We start from the raw sequence: 25,548 nt of genomic DNA on the forward strand, positions 1-25,548 counted from the left end.
TTCCAAAACCGATCTCTCACTCCTCATCAAAATAATCACGATCCAGCGCCGGCAACCGCAGCAATCGCGATGTAACACCCACCTCATGATCCATCATCAGATGCACCAGTCGCGTGCCATCCACCAACACAATACCGTCCACCGATTTAGCGAAGTCGACAGCGTGTGCCGTGAAACCAGAGGTTGTGATGAATACCCCGCGCTTAGCCTTTTGTCCGGCGAGTGCACCGTAGAATGCCTGCAGCTCAGGACGACCTACCGTGTTCTGCCAACGCTTGGCTTGGACATAAACCTTCTCTAGCCCCAGCTTGTCTAGCGAGATGATGCCATCGATGCCGGCATCCCCTGAACCTCCGACACGCTGCAAGTCATTGCGACTAGCGCCGTATCCCAGGCGATGAAGCACATCCAGCACAATCACTTCGAAGCGGTTGGGGGTGACCTGTAGCAGGTTATCCAAAAGGTCGGCAGCTGTGGCGTCGCGCAACTCCTGGAGGGCTTGTTCAAGCCGATCATCGGGGCTGGCGGTGGCAGAGGTTACGTCAGGTCCAACAGGCGTTTCGTCATCAAGCGGTGCCGCGTCAGGTGCAATCTTCAGCTTCACATTCATATAGCCAATGGCTAAATGTTCCACTACACCGGCCGACATGGGGGCTGGATGTTCCTTGGCGTAGGCCACACCCGCGTCAGTCAATTTCCAATACCCGCGTTTGGCACTGCTGGAAAGGCCGGCACGCTTGAGCCGATCGTGTGCCCAGCCAGCTCTGTTCTTATAGGTGGCCTGCCCACTGGCGATCAGTTCTTCACGTTGCTCTACGGTTAATTGCAACATTTTTGCCGCCGCCTCATGGGCATCCCGAGCGGGTGCACCTTCTGGTTTCGTGGCGAGAAACCGTAGGATGGGTTCGATGAACTGATCGTAAGTTGGAACGGACATGGACGCTTCCCTGTGATGACTACGGTTTTGTGCTGATTGGCGGGCGAGTATAAGTTAACGTGCTTTCAGGTATCCCGCGCGAGGGAGGCGTTGGCGCTGATAAAACGTAAGCCACTGTGTATAGAAAGGCTTTCTTCCTACAGAACATCGCTGCGCAATAAATTCTGCCGTCTGGCATAGAAAGCTTTACCCAGGCGCTATCATCCCCCCTCACTTTTTAGCACCTGCTCAGCGGGCGCGTGAGCTGTGGAGCAACACACGGGAGTCACCGGCGAACTCAAGATCAAAATCGACTGAGCGAATTTGACAGGTCTTGCCGATTAGGCCGCGTAGGTCCATCAGGTACTAAAGGGAAATGTGCTTCAGCTGGATTCATGCATGAGAACAACCTGCTTCAGTCTGATTTGCCAACGGCTGACGAGTTGGATCAGCGCGGGATGTCGATCTAGCTCGCTAATCGTTGAGGCTCACTTTTTCGCAGGCATTAAAAAGCCGGCTTGTGGCCGGCTTCTCGGGGACTGGCTTGGATCATTTTTGGTAAACCGCGCCAGCCTTCAAAACGTACACCCGGATCTTGCGTCCGGCTGTGGGACTTGGCGAGAAAGTCATCTGCCTTGTCGGTGCGATTTGACGCCGCGAGGCGGGTCGATGCGCAAATGTGGGGCGCAGCATACTGATTTTTTGGGGGAATTCCCAGCGTGGTGTGCGACCTAGAGCTATTCCGTGACTGGTAGCAGCTTCTTTAGCTGCTACACAGTTATGTGTTTATAGAAAAGGTATGGGGGGCCTGCGTTTGTTCAGGGTCGACCACCAGAACACCCATCCCAGAACTCTTATGTTTTGTTCTTCGATTTGTGGAGGTCTGAAGACTTCATCCGGGTAATCGGAGCTGTTGTGGCTGCGCATGCGTATTGCGTTGCCTGGTACACGGCTCAGGTATTTGATGCGCAACATGCCGTCGTGCTCGATTGCGTAAATCTCTCCGTCGACAATTTGCGTGAGCCCGCGGTCGATGGCGACGATGGAGCCATCTTCAATTCTTTCGGCCATGCTGTTACCAACCATGCGGGCGCAGATGGCATCGGCGTGGTTGATTTCCAGGGAGTCAAGATCGCTGCGCGGGAAGCGGATCGATTCGCTGGGGTCTTTGATGACATGGGTTTTATCGGAGCCGGGGGCCGTGGCCGTTTCTTTGTAAAAGGGGAGTTCGATATCGACTGGGTCGATGACCCGATAGGTGCCCCGGATTGACTGTGCGTCGAAGGTGTTGCCGGACGCGTCGATCAGGTGCAATTCCCGGGCGTCTTGGGGACCTTCGCCGGTTTTCAGCCATTCAGTGTTTACGGACAGTCTTCTGGCGACATCTTCCATGCGGTAGTCAGGCACCCCGCGGGTATACCAGTTATGGACAGTTTGAGGGTCGGAAATGCCCAGGAATTCGGCAAATCTCGTTGTCGTGATTTGTAGCTCTTTCAGGAGCATTCTGAATCGTGGACCGCAGGTTTTGTTCTTTTTCATAAACACGAGTCTAGCCGTGCGGCATAAGGCTTTGATTCAACAAAACGTTCAAATCTGGCGTGAAATTTAAGTCCTGATGTAAGACGTCTTTTGTAAAAATTAAACAAGAAAAAACCGGTTCGCCCGCCAGTTAAATGTGCTGTTGAACAGGGTTTTCAGGCACCCACAAAAAACCCCGGATCAACCGGGGTTTCTCGTTACAGCCGTTCGTGAGAGACGGCTATCAGCCTTTATAGGCAGCAACCGACTTCATGATCTCGGTGCGTGCGGCTTCTGCGTCGCCCCAGCCTTCGATCTTCACCCATTTGCCTTTTTCGAGGTCTTTGTAGTTCTCGAAGAAGTGCTTGATCTGTTCCAGCAGCAGAGGTGGCAGATCGGTGTATTCCTTCACGTCGACGTACAGCTGGGACAGCTTGTCGTGTGGGACTGCGATGACTTTGGCATCGCCGCCGCCGTCGTCGGTCATGTGCAGGATGCCGACCGGACGGGCGCGGATGACCGAACCTGGCGCTACCGGGTAAGGGGTCACGACCAGCACGTCGAGGGGGTCACCGTCGTCAGCCAGAGTGTTCGGGATGAAACCGTAGTTGGCCGGGTAGAACATCGGGGTGGCCATGAAACGGTCAACGAACAGGCAATCGCTGTCTTTGTCGATTTCGTATTTGATCGGCGCGTGGTTGGCCGGAATCTCGATCGCGACGTAGATGTCGTTCGGCAGGTCTTTGCCAGCCGGAATCTTGCTGTAGCTCATTGGGCGTTGCCCCCGTTAGTTGACCAAAATCACTTGGCCGGATTGACCAAAAAGTGGCGGCGATTATAGGCATATTCCGCCGCCGATGCCACGCTCCAAGGGTCGTAGAGACCTTAGTCGCGTGCCTGATAGACCGGGTTCTCGGCCAGAAGTTGCCGCAGCCGGGCCAGCGGGTCCTGGCGGTAAAACAGCTTCAGCTGCTCATAGACCTGAGGATACGCCTCGTGCAGCAAATCCGGGGCGCTGAAGAAGTATTCGCTGGTGACTGCGAAAAACTCGGCGGGGTTTTCCGCCGCGTACGGGTCGATGGCGGTGTCAGCGTCGGGATTGTGGTCCAGTTGCCGATCAAGGTCGTCGTAAGCTTCTTGCATGACTTTGGCCCAATCGCTGATCCGCATGTCGGCGTGCAGTGGCGGCAGGCCGTTGGCGTCGCCGTTGAGCATGTCGAGTTTATGCGCGAGTTCGTGGATCACCAGGTTGTAGCCTTCCCAGCCACCACTGGCCATCACGCCGGGCCAGGCGAGGATGATCGGGCCTTGCTGCCAGGCTTCGCCGCTGTGTTCGCCGTCCCATTCGTGCTCGACACCGCTGGCGTCGCGATGGCGCTGGGGGCTGAGAAAGTCGTCGGGATAGAGGACGATTTCGTGGAAACCCTGATACCAGTTCAGATCGCCCAGGTGCAGCAGCGGCAGTTGCGCCTGGGCGGCAAGCAGCAAGCGTTGCTCCTGGTGGAGTTCGACGCCAGGCAGGGCGGTCAGGTGTTTGTCCTGGAGGAACAGCGCGCTGGCTTCACGCAGCCACCGGTCCTCAGCGGCGCTGAGGCCATCGAGAAAACTCAAGTGATGACGAACCCGCTGCCACATGTCGTCGGCAATCGGGTATTTGGCCAAGGTGCGCCGACGACGCCAGGCGCTCAGGGACCACATGGTAAATCAGCGCGATTGTGCTTTGGACGCGCCGTTGCCGAAGCGGCTGCGGATGATGCCGATGATCATCGGTACCAGCGACAGCAGGATGATGCCCACGACCAGCAGCGACAGGTTTTGTTTGATGAACGGTACGTTGCCGAAGAAGTAACCGAGGGTCACCAGGCCACCGACCCACAGGATGGTGCCGAGAACGCTGAAGGCAAAGAACCGCGGATACGGCATTTTCGCCACGCCGGCGACGAACGGTGCAAACGTGCGGATGATCGGCAGGAAGCGCGCCAGGGTCACGGTTTTGCCGCCGTGTTTGTCGTAGAAGTCGTGGGTTTGCTGCAGGTAGTCGCGGCGGAAGATTTTCGAGTTCGGGTTGCTGAACAAACGCTCACCCGCCGTTCGTCCGATCACATAGTTGGTGCTGTCGCCAAGGATCGCCGCCAGCATCAGCAGGCCGCCCAGCAGCACCGGGTCCATGCCGCCACCGGCCGCAACGGCACCCGCGATGAAGAGCAGGGAGTCGCCCGGCAGGAACGGCATCACCACCAGACCGGTTTCGCAGAAGATCACCAGAAACAGAATGGCGTAAATCCATGGCCCGTAGTTGGTTACCAGCAAATCGAGGTAAACATCGAGATGCAGGATAAGGTCGAGCGGGTTGAAATCCATGGAGAGCACCTGAGGTGACGGCCCGACTCGGCAGGCCTGTGCGGATGACTTCGCGAAAGGCTACAGACGGGTGTAGTTTTTCTTACAAGCCGGAAAGGTCGGCATTATACGGTCTGACAGGTGAAAAGCGCGTTGAGTTTGTAGCGGGGAATGTCGACAGGATCAACGGTTGGTATGCACCACTCTGGGAGCGAGCAAGTCGAATCGTCGCGCCGCCGCTCCCACAGGTATTAAGGCGGATCAGAGCTCCTCGCTGATCGGCAATACGTAGTTCTTGAACTCGGTGTCTTCCTTGAATCCGATGGATTCGTAGGTTTTCTGCGCGACTTCGTTATTGCTGCTGGTGGAAACGCGCATGCGTACTGCATTGGTTTCCTTGGCCATTTTTTTCGCGGTGCGGATGAGGTTGTCGGCCACCAACTGGCGGCGGGCCTCTTCGGCAACGTAGATGTCGTTGAGGATCCACACGCGCTTCAGCGAAAGGGACGAAAAGCTCGGATACAGCTGACAGAAACCCATCAGTTTGTTGCTGTCGTCATCGGCCAGGGCCAGGTAGATCACCGACTCCTTGCGACGCAGGCGTTTTTCAAGGAATGCCCGGGACGAGTCGGGATAAGCCAGGGAGCCATAAAACTCGCGATATTTGACGAATAACGGCGTCAACAGGTCCAGGTGTTCGAGGGTCGCTTGAATAATCCGCATGGTAGGTCTCGTCTTCAAGTGGCTGTCTTACATGGGGACGGCGACGGGAAACCCTGGCGGCCGTGCATCGATCCTGCCTGAAACATGGATAGAAACGCAATGCGGAAACGGTTCAGGTTTCCGACGGGCTTAGTAGGAAATTACCTTTCACGTCCACCCCCTCTTCCGACTCCAGTGTCAGAACCTGGGCTTCGTCCTTGAGATTGACCCCTGACAACTGCCGCCGACAGGCCTCGCGCATCAAATACAGCAAGCGGTGTGCCGCCATGCCGTAACTCAGGCCTTCGAGTCGGACGTTGGAGATGCAATTGCGATAGGCATCCGTCAGCCCGACCTTTGGATTGTAGGTGAAATACAGTCCCAGGCTGTCAGGGGAACTGAGGCCAGGGCGTTCGCCGATCAGGATGACCACCATTTTCGCCCCCAGCAGTTCGCCGATCTCATCGGCTACCGCGACACGGCCCTGTTCCACCAGAATGACCGGTGAGACGGACCAGCCGTCATTCACAATCTGATCTTCCATTCGCGCGAGAAACGGCAGGGTATGGCGATGAACGGCCAGTGCCGATAAACCATCGGCAACGACAATGGCCAGATCGACACCGTCGGGATGGCTCAATGCGTAATCGCGCAGTGCCTGAGCCGACTCGTCACTCAGCTTTCGCCCTAAATCGGGGCGTTGCAAATAACTGTTCCGGTCCGTAGCGGCACTATGTAGCAGCAAACTGGCTCGCCCGCGTTCAGCCAGTTGTGCGCTGAGCCCCGCAGAGTCGAACGGCAAGTGCACCGCATCCCGCGCTTGAGCGTGGGCGTACTGGAAATCCAGCTGCGCGCTGGTCGGCATGCTGGTGCCGGTTCTACCCAAAGCGATCCGTGCCGGCGTCAGGCGACGCAGTTCCAGCAAAGGGTTCTGTGGGTCAGCAGGTGGTTTGTCCATTTCAACACTCATCCCAGTTGCGCCATCGCTTGGCGGAAAGCCGGCGGCAGGCTGTCGCCGAAGTGAATCTTGCCGTCTGCCTGGGTGAAAATGCCCATTCTCGCCAGCCATTTTTCGAATTCCGGCGCAGGTTTGAGGCCCAGCGTCTGGCGGGCGTAAAGCGCGTCGTGGAACGATGTGGTCTGGTAGTTGAGCATGATGTCGTCGGAACCGGGGATGCCCATGATGAAGTTGATCCCGGCCACGCCCAGCAGGGTCAGCAGGGTGTCCATGTCGTCCTGGTCGGCTTCGGCGTGGTTGGTATAACAGATGTCGCAACCCATGGGCACGCCCAGGAGCTTGCCGCAGAAGTGATCTTCAAGGCCGGCGCGGATGATCTGTTTACCGTTGTAAAGGTATTCCGGGCCGATAAATCCTACGACGGTGTTCACCAGGAACGGCTTGAAATGGCGCGCCACGGCGTAGGCGCGGGTTTCGCAGGTCTGTTGATCGATGCCGTGGTGGGCGTTGGCTGACAAGGCGCTGCCTTGACCGGTTTCGAAATACATCAGGTTCTGCCCCAGCGTCCCGCGATTCAAGCTCAAACCGGCGTCGTAGCCTTCCTGCAGCACGTTCAGGTTGATACCAAAACTGGCGTTCGCTGCTTCGGTGCCGGCGATCGACTGGAACACCAGGTCCAGCGGAACACCGCGATTTATGGCCTCAATGGACGTGGTGACGTGGGTCAGCACGCAGGCTTGTGTAGGAATTTCGTAGCGCTGGATGATTGCGTCGAGCATTTCCAGCATGGTGCAGATCGAGGCGATGCTGTCGGTAGCCGGGTTGATGCCGATCATCGCGTCGCCGTTTCCGTACAGCAGACCGTCGAGAATGCTCGCGGCGATACCGGCGGGTTCATCGGTGGGGTGGTTGGGTTGCAGGCGGGTGGATAGCCGACCGCGCAGGCCCATCGTGCCGCGGAATTTTGTAACAACTCGAATTTTCTGCGCGACCAGCACCAGATCCTGCACGCGCATGATCTTCGACACGGCGGCGGCCATTTCCGGGGTCAGGCCGGGCGCGAGGGCGCGCAGGCTCTGTTCGTCCGCGGCATCGCTGAGCAGCCAGTCGCGAAAGCCGCCGACGGTGAGGTGGCTGACGGCGGCGAAGGCTTGTTTGTCGTGGGTGTCGATGATCAGACGGGTGACTTCATCGGCCTCGTACGGAATGAGTACTTCTTGCAGGAAGTGGCTGAGGGGGATATTGGCGAGGGCCATCTGCGCGGCTACCCGTTCGCCGTCATTGAGGGCGGCAACGCCGGCCAGAAAGTCCCCGGAACGCGCCGGACTGGCCTTGGCCATGACGTCCTTGAGACTCTCGAAGCGATAGGTCTGGGCGCCGACCGAGTGAGCAAAACTTGCCATACAGATTCTCCGTGACGGCGCAGACAGGGCCTGCGCCGTGATTTCTGGCCGTTAGTGCAGGGCTTTTTCAGCGTTCTGAATGGCCGCGAATTCTTCTTCGGGCGTACCTGCTACCAAGTGATGCCGACTGTAGAAAGCAAAGTAAGCAATTAACACTCCATAGATGATCGCCGCGCCAATCACCACGCGTGGGTCTACCAGAAAACCCGCCACCACGGCGATGCAAGCCAACACCAACGCTACACCCGAGGTGAAGATACCGCCGGGTGTGCGGTATGGCCGATCCATTTTGGGGCGTCGAATGCGCAGTGTGATATGCGCCGCCATCATCAGGACGTAGGAAATGGTCGCACCGAACACCGCTACCAGAATCAGCAGGTCGCCCTGACCGGTCAGCGACAAGCCGAAACCGATGATGCCGGGAATAATCAGCGCCAGTACGGGGGCCTTGCTTTTGTTGGTCTCGGACAGTTTGCGTGGCAAGTAGCCAGCGCGGGACAACGCGAAGATCTGCCGCGAATAGGCATAGATGATCGAGAAGAAACTGGCGATCAGACCCGCCAGGCCCACCAGATTGACGAAGTGGCCCATCCAGGTCGAGCCGCCATAGGCCTTGCTCAATGCTTCGACCAACGGATTACCCGAGGTCAGCAGCGCGTTGGCGCCAGCACCGCCTGGCCCGATGACCAGAATCAGCAGGGCAAAGCTCACCAGCACCAGCATGGCGCCGATCAATCCGCGAGGCAGGTCGCGTTTCGGGTTTTTGGTTTCTTCTGCTGCCAACGGCACGCCTTCGACAGCGAGAAAGAACCAGATCGCGTAAGGAATTGCCGCCCACACGCCGACGTAGCCGAAGGGCAGGAAGCTGCTGGCGCCCTTGGCGTCAGTCACCGGGATGTCGAGCAGATTGGCGACATTGAAGTGCGGCACCATTGACACCAGGAACACGCCCAGTGCCAGCGCGGCGACGGCGGTGATACCGAACATCAGTTTCAGGGCTTCGCCGACCCCGAAAATGTGAATGGCGATAAAGATGATGTAGAACGCCAGGTAAATCATCCAGCCGCCGATGCCGAACAGTGATTCGCAATAGGCGCCGATAAACACCGCGATCGCCGCCGGGGCGATTGCGTATTCGATCAGGATCGCGGTCCCGGTCAGAAACCCGCCCCACGGCCCGAATGCGCTACGGGCAAAACCGTAGCCGCCACCCGCGGTAGGAATCATGGAAGACAGTTCCGCCAGGGAGAAACACATGCACAGGTACATGGTTGCCATCAGCAACGTGGCGAGAAACATACCGCCCCAGCCACCTTGGGCGAGTCCGAAGTTCCAACCCGCATAATCGCCGGAGATGACGTAGGCCACGCCCAGACCCACCAGCAGGACCCAGCCTGCTGCACCTTTTTTCAGTTCCCGTTGCTGGAAATAGTCGGAGCCGACTTTTTCAAAGTCGACCGAGGAGGTAGCCGGCTGCACGCTGGCTTGATCGCTAGGCATAGGGGTTCACCTGTTCTTATTGTTTTTGACCGGCATGGTTGCCGGGTGGGCGCGAAGGTCTAAGGTGCAAGCAAGCTCACTCCCGCAAGGAGAGTGGCTTGCCTGCGACAGACGCTTTAGAAGAAGCCCAACGGATTGATGTCGTAGCTCACCAGCAGGTTTTTGGTCTGCTGATAGTGGTCGAGCATCATCTTGTGGGTTTCACGACCGACGCCGGATTTCTTGTATCCGCCGAACGCGGCATGCGCCGGGTACAGGTGGTAGCAGTTGGTCCACACACGGCCGGCCTTGATGGCGCGGCCCATGCGGTAGGCGCGGTTGATGTCGCGGGTCCAGAGACCGGCGCCGAGGCCGAACTCGGTGTCGTTGGCGATGGCCAGGGCTTCGGCTTCGTCCTTGAAGGTGGTGATGCTCACCACCGGGCCAAAGATTTCTTCCTGGAACACGCGCATTTTATTGGTGCCCTTGAGCAGGGTCGGCTGGATGTAATACCCGGTCGCCAGGTTGCCCTCGAGTTTTTCCACCTTGCCGCCGGTCAGCAGCTCGGCGCCTTCGCCCTTGGCGATTTCCAGGTACGACAGGATTTTGTCGAATTGCTGCTCGGACGCCTGGGCGCCGACCATGGTGTCGGTGTCCAGCGGGTCGCCACGTTTGATCGACAGGACCTTCTTCATCACGACTTTCATGAAGTCGTCGTAGATCGACTCTTGCACCAAGGCGCGGGAAGGGCAGGTGCAGACTTCGCCCTGGTTGAAGAATGCCAGCACCAGGCCTTCGGCGGCTTTTTCGATGAAGGTTTCTTCGGCTTGCATGATGTCTTCGAAGAAGATATTCGGCGACTTGCCACCCAGCTCCACGGTGGACGGAATGATGTTTTCGGCGGCGCATTTCATGATGTGCGAGCCGACCGGGGTCGAGCCGGTGAAGGCGATCTTGGCGATGCGTTTGCTGGTGGCCAGCGCTTCGCCGGCTTCTTTGCCGAAGCCTTGTACCACGTTCAGCACGCCCGGCGGCAGCAGGTCGCCGATCAGCTCCATCAGCACGGTAATGCCCAATGGCGTTTGCTCGGCAGGCTTGAGCACCACGCAGTTACCAGCCGCCAGGGCCGGGGCGAGTTTCCAGGCGGCCATCAGGATCGGGAAGTTCCACGGGATGATCTGCCCGACCACGCCCAGCGGTTCATGGATGTGATAGGCCACGGTGTTGCCGTCGATTTCGGCGGCGCTGCCTTCCTGGGCGCGGATGCAGCCGGCGAAGTAGCGGAAATGGTCCGCCGCCAGCGGGATGTCGGCGTTCAGGGTTTCACGCACGGCCTTGCCGTTGTCCCAGGATTCGGTGATTGCCAGGACTTCGAGGTTCTGTTCGATGCGGTCGGCGATTTTCAGCAGCACCAGCGAGCGAGCCTGGGCGGACGTGGCGCCCCAGGCATCGGCGGCGGCGTGGGCAGCGTCCAGAGCCTTTTCGATGTCTTCGGCCGTGGAGCGCGGGAATTCGGCAATCGGTTGGCCATTTACTGGCGAGGTAGTGGTGAAGTACTGACCTTTGACAGGCGCGACGAACTCGCCGCCGATGTAGTTACCGTATTTGCTCTTGAACGAAACGATAGCGCCTTCAGTACCGGGGTGAGCGTAACGCATGGTGATTTCTCCTTGGCTTTTGTGCTTATAAGGGAGAGCGCATGTGCGCCTGCTATAAGCGTAGAGCAAAGGTCGGGCCACTGCGTTGCAGGTCAGGTAAATCAAGGCCTTGCGCGGTTTTTGTCGGACCGGCGGACTGCGTCTGTGACGGTTTCGGTACGGTCGCCGTGACACTTTGTACCGCTTCTGGCGCAAGGTGTGACGGGTCGGTCTCGCCAGCATTGCAATGCGCGTCGCGCTGGAGGATGCTCGGAGCCCATATGACTCAGTCATAGCGATCTATGCACCTTTGATGGCTGCTGCATAACCTGTAGGAGCAAGCTCAGCTCCTACAGGGGGGTAAGCCGCTCGGGAGAACAATAAGAAATGCACGACAACCATTTGAGTCGCCATGCCCAGCAGGTCCTGACCGTCACTCAGGGCAAAACCCACCTGCACGGCCCCGGCAGCGACCCGTCGATTGCCCGTTCCTGGCTGCGCTGTCTTGAGGACTACCACCTCGACCCGGCCCTGACCATGGCGCCGACGGTGCTGGAACATGGTCGCGTCCTGGAAAGCCGCGAGCGCTTGCAACAAGTACTGCACATCGCCGGCAGTGAAATGACCAGCCTTCATCAGCAGCTCTCCGGCGCTGGCCACGCGGTTCTGCTGACCGACGCCCGTGGCGTGATCCTCAATTGCGTCACCGCGCCTGCCGAGCGGAAGATTTTCGAGCGCGCCGGCCTCTGGCTCGGTGCCGACTGGAGCGAAGCCTGCGAAGGCACCAACGGCATTGGCACCTGTCTGGTGGAGCGTCAGTCCCTGACCATCCACCAGGACGAGCACTTTCGCGGCCGTCACACCGGCCTGACCTGCTCGGCGAGCCCGGTGTTCGACCCGCATGGCGAACTGCTGGCAGTGCTCGACGTGTCCTCGGCGCGGCACGAGGTCTCGCGTCAGAGCCAATTCCATACCATGGCCCTGGTCAATCTTTCGGCGAAGATGATCGAGAGCTGCTATTTCCTGCGCTACTTCGACAATCAGTGGCTGCTGCGTTTTCATCTTCAGGCCGAATCTGTCGGGCTGTTCAGCGAAGGGTTGCTGGCGTTTGACGGGGAAGGGCGGATCAGTGCGGTCAACCAGAGTGCGTTGAACCTGCTGGGGCATATTCGCGGTGGGTTGCTGGGCAAACCGGTGGAGGCGTTTTTCGATTGCTCGCTGGATGAGTTGCTCGGCCGTGCCAGCGTCAATGCCAGCGCCAGCTGGCCGTTGCGCACCCGCGACGGGCGGAGCCTGTTTGCGGTGTTGCGCGGGCAGCCGCGCAGCATTCCGGTGCCGGTGGTGCAACGTGCGGTGATCGCCGAACCTTCGCGCTTGTCGGGCATTTGTCTGGGTGACACGGGCTTGCAGGAAGATTTCCGCAAATCCTTGCGTGTGTTCGAGCGGGACGTACCGCTTCTGATCAACGGCGAAACCGGGTCCGGCAAAGAAGCCTTTGCCAAAGCCGTTCACCAGGCCAGCCAGCGAGCAGAAAAAGCCTTCGTCGCCCTCAACTGCGCCGCCATCCCCGAAAGCCTGATCGAGAGCGAACTGTTTGGTTATCGCGGCGGCAGTTTTACCGGTGCGCGCAAGGAAGGCATGCGCGGCAAGTTGCAACAGGCCGATGGCGGGACTCTATTCCTCGATGAAATCGGCGACATGCCCCTGGCTTTGCAGACCCGGCTATTAAGGGTGCTGGAGGATCGTCAGGTAGTGCCGATCGGTGGTGAGCCGGAGTCGGTCAACGTACGGATCATCAGCGCCACTCACCGCAATCTGCTGGAGCGGGTGCAGGACGGCAGCTTCCGCGAGGATTTGTATTACCGGCTCAACGGGCTGGAAGTTGCACTGCCGGCGTTGCGTGATCGCAGTGATAAATCCCAGTTACTCGACTTTTTGCTGGCCGAAGAGGCGGGCGGGGAAACCGTCTTAATCGATGGTCCGGCGCGCCAGGCGTTGCTGAGTTTCGCGTGGCCGGGGAATGTGCGGCAGTTGCGCAATGTGCTGCGGACTTTGGCGGCGTTGTGTGATGGCGGGCGGATCGGGCTGGAGGATTTGCCGGCGATGATTCGTCAGGCTCGGGCGGTACCGGCTGTTGCGGTTGAAGAGTCGTCGGAGCATCCGCTGGATGACGCTGAGCGGTTGGCCTTGCTGAATGCGCTGGAACAGACGCGTTGGCATATGACTCATACAGCGGAACAGTTGGGCGTCAGCCGCAATACCCTCTACAGAAAACTGCGCAAACACGGGATAGCCCGCTAGGCCGTTGATCGTTCCCACGCTCCGCGTGGGAATGCCTCCCCGGACGTTCCGCGTCCGCTTTTGGGACGCAGAGCATCCCTTGCTGCATTCCCACGCAGAGCGTGGGAACGATCAGCGTGGGGACGATCATTAAAGACAGAGTGCGAATTTTCCCACCCTACGCTAACCTGCGGCCATGTTTTGCGAGGTCGACTAATGCACATTCACATTCTTGGTATCTGCGGCACTTTCATGGGTTCGATGGCGGTTCTGGCCAAAGAGCTGGGCCATCACGTGACGGGCTCCGATGCTAACGTCTACCCGCCGATGAGCACTCAGCTTGAAGCTCAGGGCATTGAGTTGACCCAAGGCTACGACCCGGCGCAGCTCGATCCGGCGCCGGATCTGGTGGTGATCGGCAATGCCATGTCCCGCGGCAACCCGGCTGTCGAATACGTGCTGAACAAAGGCCTGCCGTACGTTTCAGGCCCGCAATGGCTGGCGGATCACGTGCTGCAAGGTCGCTGGGTGCTGGCCGTCGCCGGTACCCACGGCAAAACCACCACCAGCAGCATGCTCGCCTGGGTGTTGGAACATGCGGGCATGAGCCCGGGTTTCCTGATCGGCGGCGTGCCGCAAAACTTCTCGGTGTCCGCTCGTCTGGGTGATACGCCATTCTTCGTGATCGAAGCCGATGAGTACGACAGCGCGTTCTTCGACAAGCGTTCCAAGTTCGTTCACTACCGCCCGCGCACGGCGATCCTGAACAATCTTGAATACGATCATGCTGACATCTTCCCCGACTTGCCGGCCATCGAGCGGCAATTCCATCATTTGGTACGAACCATCCCGAGCGAAGGCCTGGTGATTCATCCGACCACCGAGCCGGCATTGCTGCGTGTCATCGAAATGGGCTGCTGGACCCCGGTGCAAACCACCGGCGCCGGCGGTCAGTGGCAGGTCAAGCTGCTCAGCGAAGACGGTTCGAAGTTTGAAGTGATGTTCGAAGGTGTTGCCCACGGTGTGGTCGAGTGGGACATGACTGGCCAGCACAACGTCGCCAACGCCCTGGCCACGTTGGCTGCGGCGCGCCACGTCGGTGTTGTGCCGTCCATGGGCATCGCTGCGCTGAGCGCCTTCAAAAGCGTCAAGCGCCGGATGGAGAAAGTCGCGGAGGTTCGTGGCATCACCATCTACGACGACTTCGCTCACCATCCGACGGCTATTGCGACGACCCTCGACGGGCTGCGCAAGCGCATCGGCGATGCACCGCTGATCGCGATCATCGAGCCGCGCTCCAACTCGATGAAGCTCGGCGCTCACCGCGACGGCTTGCCGGAAAGCGTGGTCGATGCCGATCAAGTGATCTGGTATGCGCCGGCCAACCTCGGTTGGGATCTGGGGGCTACTGCTGCGTTGTGTTCGGTGCCGTCGATCGTCAGCGATTCGCTGGAAGGCATCATCGAGCGCGTGAAGAGCCAGGCCCAGCCCGGCACTCACGTAGTGATCATGAGCAACGGCGGCTTCGGCGGCCTGCACGGCAAACTGGCCGAGGCGCTGCAATGAACAACGGCCCGGAGCGCATCACGCTGGCGATGACCGGTGCTTCCGGCGCCCAGTACGGTTTGCGCCTGTTGGACTGCCTGATTCGTGAAGACCGCGAAGTGCACTTCATGATCTCCCGGGCTGCGCAACTGGTGATGGCCACCGAGACTGACGTGAGTTTGCCGCCGAAAACCCAGATGATGCAGGCCTTCCTCACCGAATACACCGGCGCTGCCGCCGGGCAGATCCGGGTGTATGGCAAGGAAGACTGGATGTCGCCCGTGGCCTCGGGCTCCGGCGCGCCGGCAGCGATGGTGGTGGTGCCGTGTTCCACCGGCACCTTGTCGGCCATCGCGACGGGAGCCTGCAACAACCTGATCGAGCGTGCCGCCGACGTCACCTTGAAGGAACGTCGCCAGCTGATTCTGGTGCCGCGTGAAGCGCCGTATTCGAGTATCCATCTGGAAAACATGCTCAAGTTGTCGAACATGGGCGTGACGATTTTGCCGGCGTCGCCCGGTTTTTATCATCAGCCGCAGACCATCGACGATTTGATCGATTTCGTCGTAGCGCGAATTCTCAATCTGTTGAACATTCCCCAGGACATGCTGCCGCGTTGGGGCGAACATCATCTGACCAGCGATGAATAAGCTGCTGGCGATTGTGCTTGCGCTGCAATTGGCTGGCTGCGCCACGGCGCGAACGCTCGATGCCGCCAAGCCGGGAGCGCCCGTGGTGTATTCGGGGACGCGTCTGGATTTGTATGCCTTGAATGGCGGCTGCTGTGCCATGGACCGCTTCGGCGCCGAAGCCCCGAGCTACCCCGGCATTGACCTGCCGGCCAGTGCGTTGCTCGACACGCTGCTGTTGCCGCTGTCGGTGCTCACGGTGATCGGCGTAAGTTTTCAGGCTACGGGTGGTCTCTGACTGATCGCTGACTGATCGTTCCCACGCTCTGCGTGGGAATGCAGCCCGGGACGCTCTGCGTCCCAAGGACGCAGAGCGTCCATTGAGGCATTCCCACGCAGAGCGTGGGAACGATCTTAGTAGGGCTTTACTTGCCGAGTTTTCGCAACTCATCCGACTCGACAATCCGCACCCCTTCCTGCTCTTCCAGCGCCAGCCGCCACATCGCGCGGGCCAGTTGGCAGGCTTCGATGCCGCGGTATTTGCCAGGGATCAAGCGCGACAAAGGCCCGACGAATTGCTCTGCCATGCGCGGTTCCATACGCTCGCCCAGCAGCAGCGAAGGTCGGCAAATGGTCAGTTGCGGCCAGTCCTGTGCGCGCAATGCATATTCCATCTCGCCTTTGACCTTGTTGTAGAAAATCGGGGACCTGCGATCGGCGCCCAGGGCACTGATCACGATCAGGTGCCGTGCGCCCATCTCCCGTGCACGTTTGGCGAATGCCACCACCATGTCCAGGTCCACTGCGCGAAACGCCTGTTCCGAGCCGGCCTTCTTGAGGGTGGTGCCCAGGCAGCAGTAGGCGATATCGACGCGACCACTCAATTGCGGCAGAAACTCCGCCGGGTCGCCAACCGGGTTTTCCAGGTGGGGATGCTCGGCCAATGGCCGGCGTGAGGGCGCCAATACTCGTGAGATCGTGGGCTCATTGAGCAGGCGATCAAGTAAATGCTCACCGGTCAACCCGGTAGCTCCGGCAAGCAATACGTGCTGAGGCGTCAAGTACATAGTGTTTCCCCCTTGATACATTTCAGCTTAGTTGCTCTTTGCATCCTTGCTGCTGATGGAGACACTTTGAAGCGCTTTTCGTGCCTGTTGCTTGCGCAACAGCTGCCAGTGGGAAAGAACGGTTTTCGGCGCCCAGATCTGCGGTTCAGAGGCTTCGAAGCTGTCCGCCAGTTCGCGCTCTGCGATGGTGGCCCTGGCCAGTTTGAAGGCGTGCTCCAGGTCGTCGGTCTGGTTCAGTGCCTTGGCGAACAGCGCGTCGCCGAAGTAGGTGAAGTTGGCTTCTTCCGAGCAGCCGAAGGACACGCGGTCAGCGCGCGAGGCGGTCATGATCAGGGTGCGTTCATCCTTGAGCGCCGGAATGAAGCCGCCTGAGTAGCAGGACGAAATCACGATGATCTTGTCGCGGTTTTTCAGCGGCGAGAGAACTGCGGCGAGTTCGTCGGCCGGCAGATCGGACAGTTCCATGCGCGGCTGGTCGAGCACAAATTCGTGTTCGCTGGTGCCGTGGCTGGTCAGGTAGATGAAGATCAGGTCTTCCGGGCCGCTGCGTTCGGCCAGGGCGGCGGCAGCGCGACGCAGGTTTTCACGGGTAGCCATCGGCCGGTCGACGAGGTGGTCGCGATGGTTCACCAGGCGGATCTGGCCAACGGCACTAAAGCGACTTTTGAGCATGTTGCTGACGTAATCGGATTCGCGCAGGAACACGCTTTGCTTGCCGTCACCGCCGAGCGTCAGGGTGTACAACTCGACTGTCGGCGTCGAAGCCGGCACGCTGGACAGTGCATCGTCGAGCAAGCGGCCCTGAGCCAGCAACCCGAGTTCCAGGCTGTCCGGCAGCAGCTTGCCATCGGCATCGCGAACCCGCTGGCCGTTGACCCACGTACCGTTTTGCACTGTGCCGTCAGTCAGCACCAGGGTGCCGCGCCCAGAATAACTGTCACCGTCGAATTGACCGATGTAGAAGCTGCCGTCGGACAGGTTCAATCGACCTTGGCCGGAGAAGCGCCAGTCAACGAACTGGCCGATGTAATGGCTGCCGTCGGCGCCGATCAACTCGCCCTTGCCGTTTAGCGATCCTTCCTTGAATTGACCGAGCCAGACATCACCGTCGGCGTTCTCGTAGCGGCCCTTGCCATGCAACTGGTTGTTCTTGAAGCCACCGACATATATATCGCCATCGGCGCTGTTGAACGTCCCGTTGCCTTCGAGCTGACCGTCGACGAAATGCCCGGTGAACTGATTGCCGCTGGCGTCGCCCCGTTGGCCTTCGCCGTTGGGTTTGCCGTGGGCGAACTGGCCCTGGTACGAGCTGCCGTCTTCGAGTTCGAGACGACCGAGCCCTGAATATTGATCGGCCTTGAATTCGCCGCGGTAGGTCATGCCGTTTTCTTTGAGGGTGCCTTCGCCGTCCCGTCGACCGGCTTTGAAACTGCCGGTGAAGCTGCTGCCGCTGGTGGTCAGTGTGCCCTTGCCGTCGAACAGCCCCAGATTGAATCCGCCGCGATAGACTTCGCCGTTACTGCCGTGCCATTCGCCCTGGCCATGCCATAGGCCTTTGTCGAAATCGCCGGCGTACCAGCTGCCGTTCGGGTAATCGATACGGCCCTGGCCTTGCAGCAATCCGTTGACCAGTTCACCGCGATAGCGTCCGCCGTCCGGCAACCGGGCGTCGGGGGGCAACAGCGATTCGCCGTCGCCGCAAGCGGTGAGCAATAAGGTCAGGGCGAGGAGTGCAAGTGGGCGCATAGCGGGATCCGGGCAATTAGGCGACCGAGTATGCCGCAGCTGTTTGACCTTATATAGCCAGGAAACAGAAGAGGGCGCGAAACAGCGTGAGCTGCTTCGCATCCGGGATGGGTTACACGAAACAGAGGGACAGTGGCTCGGCGATGTAGGCCGGTTTGTCCGAGCCTTCGATCTCAAGCGTGGCGGTGGCCTTGAGCAGCCATTGGCCGGGTTTCTTCTCGATGACTTCGTTCATGTCGACCTTGAGTCGTACCCTGGAATTGACCTTCACTGGCTGGATGAAACGCACGGTATCCAGACCGTAGTTGACCACCATCTTCGCCCCTTCAGGCAGGATCAGGATGTCTTCCATCAGTTTGGGGATCAGCGACAGCGACAGGAAACCGTGGGCAATGGTGCTGCCAAATGGCGTTTGCGCGGCTTTGACCGGGTCGACGTGGATGAACTGAAAGTCCCCTGTGGCTTCGGCGAACAGGTTGATGCGCTCCTGATCGATGGTGAGCCATTCGGAACGTCCAAGTTCCTTGCCGACATAATCTTTGAGCTCTGCAACTGGAACATAGGGCATTGAGACTCTCCTTGGGTTCATCGGTTTTATAGTTTTTGAGGTGGGGGGATTTGACCTCCCGAGTTACCACTTTAGATCAACATGGCAAATGGCTCCGGTCAACTGACCATGATTTTGGCGAATGCCGGTCTATAGCGTTGACGTGCTTATAATGCTCGGCGCGTTCGTGCGGGATGAGATTGGCGGGAGATGACGGATGTTGTTACGTGGCCTGACCTGGCTGGTGCTGTTCCAATTGCTGGGCACAGCCATCAACCACTTGTTTCTACCCATACTGCCGGGGCCGATTGTCGGCCTGCTGTTGCTGTTGGTGTTCCTGATCAGCCGTGGCCAGGTCGGCGAGCCGCTGAACCTCGCAGCCAGCAGTCTGCTGCGTTACCTGCCGTTGTTGTTGGTGCCACCGGCCGTGGGTGTGATGGTTTACGCCAAGGACATTGCCGCAGATTTCTGGGCCATCGTCGGTGCGCTGGTGTTGTCTCTGTTGTTGTCCATGGCTTTCGCTGGCGTGCTGATGCAACGCATGGTCAAGCGTCACGCTCATCGTGAGGACAGCCAATGATCTTCGACTGGCACGGCGCCTGGGCGTCGGTGATTCATCATCCGTTGTTCGGCATCGGCATTACGCTGGGCGCTTATCAGCTTGTGCTTGCGGCGTACGAGAAAACCCGCTGGATCTTTCTGCAACCGGTGCTGGTCTCGATGCTGCTGGTGATCGGCGTAGTGGTGGGTTGCGGCCTGAGCTATGCCGAGTACCGCAAGAGCACCGAAATCCTCAGCATCCTGCTCGGGCCGGCGACCGTGGCGCTGGCGGTCCCGCTGTACCTCAATCTGCGACGCATTCGGCAGTTGTTCTGGCCGATATTTACTACGCTGGTGATAGGTGGTGTTGTCGCCACCGGCATGGGCGTATTGCTGGGCTGGTCGTTTGGTGCCGAACACATGATCCTGATGACCATGGCGCCGAAGTCGGTGACTTCGCCGATTGCCATGCTGGTGGCAGAGCAGATCGGTGGCGTTGCGGCGCTGGCGGCGGTGTTCGTGTTGATTACCGGAGTGATCGGGGCGATCTTCGGGCCGAGTCTTTTGACCCGGCTGGGCGTGCACAGCCCCGAGGCACGCGGCATGGCGCTGGGCATGACCGCCCACGCGGTCGGCACGGCGGTGGCAATGCAGGAAAATGAAGAGTGCGGCGCCTTTGCGGCGCTGGCGATGAGTCTGATGGGCGTGGCCACGGCGGTTTTGCTGCCGTTGGCGGTGTCGATGGTGGTGTAAGGAAATGTCTATGAGCTTGCCGCTTTTTCCGCTGAATACGGTGTTGTTCCCTGGTTGCATCCTCGATTTGCAAATTTTCGAGGCGCGCTACCTGGACATGATCAGTCGCTGCATGAAGCAGGGCGGCGGCTTTGGCGTGGTGTGCATCCTCGACGGCGAAGAAGTCGGCATCGCGCCGGCGGGCTACGCGCTGGTCGGGTGCGAGGCGCTGATCACTGATTTCAAACAGCAGGACAATGGCTTGCTGGGCATTCGGGTGCAGGGCGGACGGCGCTTCCACGTGTTGAGTACCGAAATTCAGCGCGATCAGCTGACCGTCGCCGAGGTCGAGTGGCTGGAGGACGAACCTGAACAACCGCTGCAAGACGAGGACGCCGACCTGGTTGCGCTGCTCAAAGCCTTGGCCGAACACCCGATGGTCGAAGCGTTGAACATGGGCACCGAAGCAACCGGGCAGCAGTCGCTGGCCAATCAGTTGGCGTACCTGTTGCCGTTTGCCGAAGTGGACAAGATCGACCTGCTGCAACTCGATGATCCGCAGCAGCGACTGGATGCGATTCAGGCGCTGCTGGATGAGTTGCAAGGCGAGTTGTTTGCCTAGTGTCTGCCGACAGGATCAGGCGGTTGTCGGCGTTATCAAGTCAGGCGTAAAGACCACGTCGTTGGAGAACACTTCTTTACCGGCGGGAAAGTTAATCACCGGTTTGTTGGCCGCCGCCACCTGATCAATCAACATGTCGTAGTCACTCAGGTTGTTTGCGCCGGCCCATGTCCGCTCTTCGATACTGTCAGCCTCGCCTCTGGTTGAGTGGTCGGCGTGAACATAGGATTGCAAGTAGATGTCACTGACCCGAGCTGCGCGGGTAAAGGTCGAGTTGACCAGCCAGATCCGGTCTGCGCTGAAGCCACGGCTGGATACTGAAATATGCCCTTCCAGATCATCATCGGGAAACCAGGTTTTACCGCCGGTTCTTTTCGATTCGTCGAGCGCATCCCTGTTGAAATGATAGTTTTCACGAGCCGGGACGATCTCGATGTTGCGGGTGTCGAGCAGGTAACAAAAGGCAATGTTCTGGTTGAGTCTTTTCGGGTAATAGTCCTTCTCCGTGATTCGTCCCGGTTCGCTGTCCGAGCCGCTGTCGGTATCGGAGTCTGCCGCACTGTCAACGGATTCTGTATCGCTCGACTCGGTTCGGCTCAAGTCGCCGGGGTACTTGTGGTACTGAGTGTCGTACAGAAGTTCTTTTATCCCGGATTGCTTGCCGAATTGGCGGATGTACTGTTTCGCGTTGTTCAGACTGAAGGTCGCGCTGACAGCCTTTTGTGTCGTTGAACCTTCACCGAGATCCTGGCGCGGGAGCATATGGCCGTCCCGGGAAAATTCGAAAGGCGTGCGGTCATCGCCCCTGAACATCGCGGGTATATCGGTACGGTACAAACAGTTGTATTTATTGCGCTTGTACCCGGCGTAAGCCAGTAAGCCATCGAGATAGGTGCGGGTGTAATTGGCATTGAAATCCGTAAAGCCCCGCCCGCGGTTTCGCAGGCTGAAGATTTCAGGCAGCAACTCCTCGTAGGCGTCGTTGAACCGGTTGATGTTTGTCTCGTCGATGGACGTTTGTTTATGGTTCTCGGCCCACTGCGGGGCGGTGCCGTTGGCCTGTATCTCGGCGAGCATCTGTGTGAGTTGCCGGTTCGACAGGTTGTAAGGCTTCATCGTCGCCGCCACCTCATCCAGGGTTTTGTGCGGGCCTCGCAAGTTCATCCGGACTTGAAGCTGTTCAAGAAGCTTGCCTCTTTCTTCTGCGGTTATACGCGCCATCTCGACGTAATCAGTGGTGTTTCCCGTCTCTGTGGTCGGCTGCGTATCCGGCAGGCGCGGTGGTGTCGCCGGCAAACCGGGCCCCGATAGATCCTCGATCAAGGGGCGTTTTTTAGACGGCCCTGGTTGCTCGTCGATCTGGGGCCGCTTTTTGGGCGTTGGTTGAGGATGGAGTCGGTTGAGCTGCACATTGTCGTACATCGCCTTCAATTGCCCGTACGAGTGTGGCTCCATTAACTCGGCAAATTCGTCCTGCTGCTTGTCAGGTGCCATCCAGCGTCGCAATTCGTTGATCAGATGGGGTTTGCGGCGTCGGTTTGCACGCGGTTGCGCCCATTGCGGCTTGTTGCCGGTACTGGCGACCTCGGCGCGAAATCGGCTGATCTGTGCTCCCTGCAATCCGTAAAAGTCCCAGATGTCGTAGTCCGTCCAGGCGGGAATTTGCTGCGCAGGCTGATTCATCGGGGTGTCTGGTGGATCGACTTTGACAAAGTGTCCGTTGATCTCGACAAAAGCATATTGGGTCACCGGACCGACGAGCGGGTCCGCATCCTGTTTTCTATGCATCACCACATACCCATGAAGATTGGTTGCCTGTGGGTCCCAGGTGTAGTGGGCAATGTCGACGTAGCTTTGTGCGGGGGGTTGTTGTGCAGACGCCGGTTGAGGCGCTTGTGATGGTTTGATCGAGGACTCGCCGGACAGCGACTCGGCATCCAGGCGCCAGGTCCTGCTGTCTGGGTTGAGCCGCAACGCCGGTCCAGAGGCCGTCAGTTCGTTACGCCGTTTTGCCCGATACAGTCCGACGGCGGCGTCGAACTCGACAAGCACCGTTCCACCGGACTGAATGTCGACGTACCGGCGTTGCGCCTGGACTCTAAACCCGTCCGCGCCGGGGGCGGGCAAGAGGTTTGAAGAGGATGTGGACAGACGGAACCGATGCAGTGGGTCGGAGCCGGAAGCGGTGGTTGGTGCTCCGGCAGTGGCAGTGTCCTGGACATTTAAGGCGGGCGATGGCAGCAGAGAAGGTTGAGTCAGGGAGGCGTCATCGATGGGTAACAAGGGGGCTGGCGGCGTAGTGTTCGATGACATGCCTGCCTGCAGATTTGGGTGAACGATTGCAGAGTGTCCTGGCCCATGCAGTGGCGGCAGATTCAATGCGGGTGGTTCAGGTATGTTTATTTTCGGTATTGAAGATACTGGTGGTTTTGGTGGCATGTTGGAATCCTTTCCAATAGTGGCCTGAAAGATGACCGGCCCCCCAAAAGTCGAGGGCCGGTCTTATTCAACAATGATCAGAGCGGACTTTATGGAAACACAATGTCGTTTGAGTATATTTCCCTGTCCGGAAGTTCGATGACAGGTTTGCCCAAGTTTGCGGCCTCATCGATCAAGTCATCATATTCCCTCTTGTTGTAATCACCGCTCCATGTTCTTTCTTCGATGGGTCTGCCCGCACTGGGTCTGTGCCTGGCGGACTCGGGCTTACTTAGGTACAGGGCGCAGATGTCATTGACCTTCGCTGCACGTGTCCCGCTCGAGTTGATCAGCCAGATCCTGTCAGCACTCAAGCCGCGCGCAGACATTGAAATGTGCCCTTCATATGAATCGTCGGGAAACCAGGTCTTTTCACCGGTCTTTTTTTCGGTTTGCGCATAGGCATTGAAAACCAGGTTTTCTTCACCAGGCACAACTTCAATATTGCGGGTATCGAGCAAATAGTTAAAACCGAAGCGCTGGTGTTGCCTTTTTGCGATGTAGTTTTTGTCATGGAGCCAGAAGAGCGAGTTACCTGGGCTGTTGTCGGACGAGCTATCGTTGTCCTCGTCACTGCTTGATGAGCTCTCGTCACTTTCTTCGTTTTTGCGGGTTCCACTGTAGTCGATTCTTTTCCCCGGGTATTTGTGATGCTGAGAGTCAAACAGCAACGCTTCCACGGCCGAAGCGCCGCGAGCATGTTCACCTGCCACCGACAGACTGAACGTTGCGCTCACGGCTTTTTGTGTGGTTGAACCAGTACCGTGGTTCTGGCGTGGACGCATGTGATCGTTGAAAAACTCGAAAGGGTTGCGGTCGTCCCCCCTGAACATGGCGGGAATATCGGTTCTGTATAAACAGTTGTATTTGTTGCGCTGGTAGCCGGCCTTTGTCAGCAGGGCATTGAGGTATGGACGGGTGAAGTTGGCGGCGAAGTCGATGTTGTGGGTTGTCTGGTTTCTGATGTTCAGTATCTCGGGCAACAGTTCTTCGTAGACTTCATCGAACCGATGAGGGTTGGTTTCGTCCATGGAGGAATGTCTGAGGTCCTCAACCCACTGGGGAATGCGCCCTTGGGCCTGCACGTCAGTGATCAGGCGCGAGAGCTGTCGCGTCGACAGGTTGTAGGGTTGAAGCTGGCGGGTGATCTCCTCCAGCGATTTCCAGCCGGTGTCCGTACTTGCCCAGGACTGGAGGTATTCGATCAGCTGTTTCCTCAGTGTTCCGTTCTCAAGGGACTTGATCTCGTAGTCGGGCACTGCGGGACTATCCGCTGTGGGGGATTGTTCGTCCGCCAGGCGTGGGCGTTTTGCCTCGGCAGTGGTTTGCGCTTGCGGGTTGGCCAGCTTGCGCTTGTGTACTTCACGTTGGCGCCTGGCGACCGAATCGAGACTGACCCTGTCGAGTTGCACCGCCCATTGCTCGACCGAATAGTTCAGAGGCTCCATTCGCCAGTTAAATTCATCCCGGCTCATATGTGGCGCCAACCAGCGGCGAAGTTCATCGAGCAGATACGATTTCTGAAGCCGCTCCTGTCGAATGGAGGCCCACTGTGGCTTCATCCCGGTGACCGTGACTTCGTCGCGAAAACGGGTGATATCACTACCGGAAAGATCGTACATATCCCACAGGTCACGATCGGTCCATGCCGCTAGCTTGGCCGCCGGCTGGTCGATCGGGGTCGAGCCCGGTTCGACTTTGACGAACGAACCGTTGTCATCCTGAAAGGCCGTATGGGTTTGGGGTCCCACGTGTTCGTCCAGGCCTCTTTTTCGATGCAGAATGACGTATCCCTGAAGGTTTGTTGCGTCCGGGTTCCAGACATAGTGTGTGCTATCAAGGTAGATGCGTGGGGCGATGGCAGTCGTTGACGTGTTTGCTGGCGCCGCGGCGAGCGGGGTGAGGCTCCAGCTTTTGCCATCGTTGTTCAGGTGCAATACCGGTCCGCTGGGAGTCACTTCGAAGCGACGTTGCGCCCGGTATGTGTTCGTGCCAGCGTCATAGCTGACTTGGACTGTACCGTTGCCCGGGATGTCGGCGTACATGCGTTGGGCATGGATTCGCAAGCCGGCGTCGTTTGGCGGGGGCAACGTGTTTGCCGAGTAGGCCGACACTCGAAACCCATTCAATGGATCATTGCTGAGAGGACGTGCCGGCACTGTGGACGCAGCGAGAGCCTGTGTTTGTATCGGCTGCGGGGCGTCGGGCAACAGACCGGGTGTCAGCCCAGGCGCATGGGGCGTGCCATCAGGCCATCCGGCAGCAGGTTGCATCGACTCCAGCCCTGTGTTCACGCGAGGGCCCGGCAGCGACGCATCCGCTTGCAATCGCGACGGGGTCGTCGTCGGCAGCTCAGGCCGGTTGATTTTGGGTATCGAAGATATCGGTGGTTTGGGTGCCATGTTGGAA

22 protein-coding genes are annotated in these 25,548 nt (G+C 58.8%); 7 read left to right on the plus strand and 15 right to left on the minus strand.

Annotation, left to right across the window (positions count from 1 at the left end; translation table 11 throughout):
* Nucleotides 1-16: 16 nt before the first annotated feature.
* The 10 genes from PFAS1_RS14770 to exaC all read right to left on the minus strand — a co-directional run bounded on the left by PFAS1_RS14770 (nucleotide 17) and on the right by exaC (nucleotide 10,974).
* Nucleotides 17-937 (minus strand): restriction endonuclease, encoded by a 921-nt coding sequence (locus PFAS1_RS14770; protein ID WP_076029608.1) that lies wholly within the window; start codon nucleotides 935-937, stop codon nucleotides 17-19.
* Nucleotides 938-1,702: 765 nt separating this feature from the next.
* Complete coding sequence (locus PFAS1_RS14775) at nucleotides 1,703-2,455, minus strand: S24 family peptidase (RefSeq protein ID WP_074871240.1); 753 nt, start codon at nucleotides 2,453-2,455, stop codon at nucleotides 1,703-1,705.
* 223 nt (nucleotides 2,456-2,678) lie between these two features.
* Nucleotides 2,679-3,206: an inorganic diphosphatase gene (ppa, locus tag PFAS1_RS14780; RefSeq protein WP_028620880.1), complete on the minus strand. Its 528-nt coding sequence runs from the start codon at nucleotides 3,204-3,206 to the stop codon at nucleotides 2,679-2,681.
* Between the two features lie 113 nt (nucleotides 3,207-3,319).
* Nucleotides 3,320-4,132 (minus strand): M90 family metallopeptidase, encoded by an 813-nt coding sequence (locus PFAS1_RS14785; RefSeq protein WP_076029609.1) that lies wholly within the window; start codon nucleotides 4,130-4,132, stop codon nucleotides 3,320-3,322.
* 6 nt (nucleotides 4,133-4,138) lie between these two features.
* Nucleotides 4,139-4,795 (minus strand): DedA family protein, encoded by a 657-nt coding sequence (locus PFAS1_RS14790; protein ID WP_076029610.1) that lies wholly within the window; start codon nucleotides 4,793-4,795, stop codon nucleotides 4,139-4,141.
* Nucleotides 4,796-5,035: 240 nt separating this feature from the next.
* Nucleotides 5,036-5,497 carry a GNAT family N-acetyltransferase gene (locus tag PFAS1_RS14795; protein WP_074871233.1) on the minus strand — a complete coding sequence of 154 codons (462 nt, stop codon included), beginning with the start codon at nucleotides 5,495-5,497 and terminating at the stop codon, nucleotides 5,036-5,038.
* 112 nt (nucleotides 5,498-5,609) lie between these two features.
* Nucleotides 5,610-6,434, minus strand: coding sequence for an ethanolamine ammonia-lyase subunit EutC (eutC, locus tag PFAS1_RS14800; RefSeq protein ID WP_198044913.1), 825 nt, complete (start codon nucleotides 6,432-6,434; stop codon nucleotides 5,610-5,612).
* A gap of 8 nt (nucleotides 6,435-6,442) precedes the next feature.
* Complete coding sequence (locus PFAS1_RS14805; RefSeq protein ID WP_076029612.1) at nucleotides 6,443-7,837, minus strand: ethanolamine ammonia-lyase subunit EutB; 1,395 nt, start codon at nucleotides 7,835-7,837, stop codon at nucleotides 6,443-6,445.
* 51 nt (nucleotides 7,838-7,888) lie between these two features.
* The gene (eat, locus tag PFAS1_RS14810; protein WP_074871226.1) at nucleotides 7,889-9,337 is read right to left on the minus strand and encodes an ethanolamine permease; all 1,449 of its coding nucleotides are present in this window, start codon (nucleotides 9,335-9,337) and stop codon (nucleotides 7,889-7,891) included.
* A gap of 116 nt (nucleotides 9,338-9,453) precedes the next feature.
* The gene (exaC, locus tag PFAS1_RS14815; RefSeq protein ID WP_076029613.1) at nucleotides 9,454-10,974 is read right to left on the minus strand and encodes an acetaldehyde dehydrogenase ExaC; all 1,521 of its coding nucleotides are present in this window, start codon (nucleotides 10,972-10,974) and stop codon (nucleotides 9,454-9,456) included.
* Between the two features lie 366 nt (nucleotides 10,975-11,340).
* Between exaC and PFAS1_RS14820 the strand changes: the two genes are divergently transcribed.
* The 4 genes from PFAS1_RS14820 to PFAS1_RS14835 all read left to right on the plus strand — a co-directional run bounded on the left by PFAS1_RS14820 (nucleotide 11,341) and on the right by PFAS1_RS14835 (nucleotide 15,705).
* On the plus strand, nucleotides 11,341-13,254 hold the full coding sequence (locus tag PFAS1_RS14820; RefSeq protein WP_076029614.1) for a sigma-54-dependent Fis family transcriptional regulator: 1,914 nt from the start codon (nucleotides 11,341-11,343) through the stop codon (nucleotides 13,252-13,254).
* Between the two features lie 195 nt (nucleotides 13,255-13,449).
* Nucleotides 13,450-14,799: a UDP-N-acetylmuramate:L-alanyl-gamma-D-glutamyl-meso-diaminopimelate ligase gene (gene mpl / locus PFAS1_RS14825; RefSeq protein ID WP_076029615.1), complete on the plus strand. Its 1,350-nt coding sequence runs from the start codon at nucleotides 13,450-13,452 to the stop codon at nucleotides 14,797-14,799.
* Complete coding sequence (gene ubiX / locus PFAS1_RS14830; RefSeq protein ID WP_074871217.1) at nucleotides 14,796-15,428, plus strand: flavin prenyltransferase UbiX; 633 nt, start codon at nucleotides 14,796-14,798, stop codon at nucleotides 15,426-15,428. The genes mpl and ubiX overlap by 4 nt, the downstream gene beginning before the upstream one ends.
* Nucleotides 15,421-15,705, plus strand: a complete 285-nt coding sequence (locus PFAS1_RS14835) for a YceK/YidQ family lipoprotein (protein ID WP_074871215.1) — start codon at nucleotides 15,421-15,423, stop codon at nucleotides 15,703-15,705. Before ubiX ends, PFAS1_RS14835 begins: the two co-directional genes overlap by 8 nt.
* A gap of 127 nt (nucleotides 15,706-15,832) precedes the next feature.
* On the opposite strand, the gene PFAS1_RS14840 is transcribed toward PFAS1_RS14835, so the two are convergent.
* The 3 genes from PFAS1_RS14840 to PFAS1_RS14850 form a co-directional block, all read right to left on the minus strand.
* Nucleotides 15,833-16,474, minus strand: coding sequence for an oxidoreductase (locus tag PFAS1_RS14840; RefSeq protein WP_076029616.1), 642 nt, complete (start codon nucleotides 16,472-16,474; stop codon nucleotides 15,833-15,835).
* Between the two features lie 27 nt (nucleotides 16,475-16,501).
* Nucleotides 16,502-18,220, minus strand: a complete 1,719-nt coding sequence (locus tag PFAS1_RS14845) for a C13 family peptidase (RefSeq protein WP_076029617.1) — start codon at nucleotides 18,218-18,220, stop codon at nucleotides 16,502-16,504.
* Between the two features lie 112 nt (nucleotides 18,221-18,332).
* Nucleotides 18,333-18,788, minus strand: a complete 456-nt coding sequence (locus PFAS1_RS14850; RefSeq protein WP_074871210.1) for a MaoC family dehydratase — start codon at nucleotides 18,786-18,788, stop codon at nucleotides 18,333-18,335.
* Nucleotides 18,789-18,984: 196 nt separating this feature from the next.
* On the opposite strand from PFAS1_RS14850, the gene PFAS1_RS14855 reads away from it, so the two are divergent.
* Genes PFAS1_RS14855 through PFAS1_RS14865 form a run of 3 tightly spaced genes read left to right on the plus strand, consistent with a single transcriptional unit; the run spans nucleotide 18,985 to nucleotide 20,661 of the window.
* Nucleotides 18,985-19,347 (plus strand): CidA/LrgA family protein, encoded by a 363-nt coding sequence (locus tag PFAS1_RS14855; RefSeq protein ID WP_076029618.1) that lies wholly within the window; start codon nucleotides 18,985-18,987, stop codon nucleotides 19,345-19,347.
* Nucleotides 19,344-20,060, plus strand: a complete 717-nt coding sequence (locus PFAS1_RS14860) for an LrgB family protein (protein ID WP_074871207.1) — start codon at nucleotides 19,344-19,346, stop codon at nucleotides 20,058-20,060. Before PFAS1_RS14855 ends, PFAS1_RS14860 begins: the two co-directional genes overlap by 4 nt.
* A 10-nt stretch (nucleotides 20,061-20,070) precedes the next feature.
* Nucleotides 20,071-20,661: an LON peptidase substrate-binding domain-containing protein gene (locus PFAS1_RS14865; RefSeq protein ID WP_076029619.1), complete on the plus strand. Its 591-nt coding sequence runs from the start codon at nucleotides 20,071-20,073 to the stop codon at nucleotides 20,659-20,661.
* A gap of 15 nt (nucleotides 20,662-20,676) precedes the next feature.
* Here the strand turns inward: PFAS1_RS14865 and PFAS1_RS14870 are convergent, their stop codons facing one another.
* Together PFAS1_RS14870 and PFAS1_RS14875 are read right to left on the minus strand one after the other, a co-directional pair.
* A complete protein-coding gene (locus PFAS1_RS14870) occupies nucleotides 20,677-22,713 on the minus strand; it encodes a hypothetical protein (protein WP_076029620.1) in 2,037 nt (678 codons plus the stop codon).
* Between the two features lie 476 nt (nucleotides 22,714-23,189).
* Nucleotides 23,190-25,541, minus strand: coding sequence for a hypothetical protein (locus PFAS1_RS14875; protein WP_156886720.1), 2,352 nt, complete (start codon nucleotides 25,539-25,541; stop codon nucleotides 23,190-23,192).
* Between the last annotated feature and the right edge of the window lie 7 nt (nucleotides 25,542-25,548).

It is taken from the genome of Pseudomonas frederiksbergensis (assembly GCF_001952935.1).
Lineage (GTDB): Bacteria > Pseudomonadota > Gammaproteobacteria > Pseudomonadales > Pseudomonadaceae > Aquipseudomonas > Aquipseudomonas frederiksbergensis.

Bases quoted from the DNA above. Each gene is read 5' to 3' on its own strand.
- PFAS1_RS14770 (WP_076029608.1), bottom strand. From the start codon at position 937: ATGTCCGTTCCAACTTACGATCAGTTCATCGAACCCATCCTACGGTTT.
- PFAS1_RS14775 (WP_074871240.1), bottom strand. From the start codon at position 2,455: ATGAAAAAGAACAAAACCTGCGGTCCACGATTCAGAATGCTCCTGAAA.
- ppa (WP_028620880.1), bottom strand. From the start codon at position 3,206: ATGAGCTACAGCAAGATTCCGGCTGGCAAAGACCTGCCGAACGACATC.
- PFAS1_RS14785 (WP_076029609.1), bottom strand. From the start codon at position 4,132: ATGTGGTCCCTGAGCGCCTGGCGTCGTCGGCGCACCTTGGCCAAATAC.
- PFAS1_RS14790 (WP_076029610.1), bottom strand. From the start codon at position 4,795: ATGGATTTCAACCCGCTCGACCTTATCCTGCATCTCGATGTTTACCTC.
- PFAS1_RS14795 (WP_074871233.1), bottom strand. From the start codon at position 5,497: ATGCGGATTATTCAAGCGACCCTCGAACACCTGGACCTGTTGACGCCG.
- eutC (WP_198044913.1), bottom strand. From the start codon at position 6,434: ATGGACAAACCACCTGCTGACCCACAGAACCCTTTGCTGGAACTGCGT.
- PFAS1_RS14805 (WP_076029612.1), bottom strand. From the start codon at position 7,837: ATGGCAAGTTTTGCTCACTCGGTCGGCGCCCAGACCTATCGCTTCGAG.
- eat (WP_074871226.1), bottom strand. From the start codon at position 9,337: ATGCCTAGCGATCAAGCCAGCGTGCAGCCGGCTACCTCCTCGGTCGAC.
- exaC (WP_076029613.1), bottom strand. From the start codon at position 10,974: ATGCGTTACGCTCACCCCGGTACTGAAGGCGCTATCGTTTCGTTCAAG.
- PFAS1_RS14820 (WP_076029614.1), top strand. From the start codon at position 11,341: ATGCACGACAACCATTTGAGTCGCCATGCCCAGCAGGTCCTGACCGTC.
- mpl (WP_076029615.1), top strand. From the start codon at position 13,450: ATGCACATTCACATTCTTGGTATCTGCGGCACTTTCATGGGTTCGATG.
- ubiX (WP_074871217.1), top strand. From the start codon at position 14,796: ATGAACAACGGCCCGGAGCGCATCACGCTGGCGATGACCGGTGCTTCC.
- PFAS1_RS14835 (WP_074871215.1), top strand. From the start codon at position 15,421: ATGAATAAGCTGCTGGCGATTGTGCTTGCGCTGCAATTGGCTGGCTGC.
- PFAS1_RS14840 (WP_076029616.1), bottom strand. From the start codon at position 16,474: ATGTACTTGACGCCTCAGCACGTATTGCTTGCCGGAGCTACCGGGTTG.
- PFAS1_RS14845 (WP_076029617.1), bottom strand. From the start codon at position 18,220: ATGCGCCCACTTGCACTCCTCGCCCTGACCTTATTGCTCACCGCTTGC.
- PFAS1_RS14850 (WP_074871210.1), bottom strand. From the start codon at position 18,788: ATGCCCTATGTTCCAGTTGCAGAGCTCAAAGATTATGTCGGCAAGGAA.
- PFAS1_RS14855 (WP_076029618.1), top strand. From the start codon at position 18,985: ATGTTGTTACGTGGCCTGACCTGGCTGGTGCTGTTCCAATTGCTGGGC.
- PFAS1_RS14860 (WP_074871207.1), top strand. From the start codon at position 19,344: ATGATCTTCGACTGGCACGGCGCCTGGGCGTCGGTGATTCATCATCCG.
- PFAS1_RS14865 (WP_076029619.1), top strand. From the start codon at position 20,071: ATGAGCTTGCCGCTTTTTCCGCTGAATACGGTGTTGTTCCCTGGTTGC.
- PFAS1_RS14875 (WP_156886720.1), bottom strand. From the start codon at position 25,541: ATGGCACCCAAACCACCGATATCTTCGATACCCAAAATCAACCGGCCT.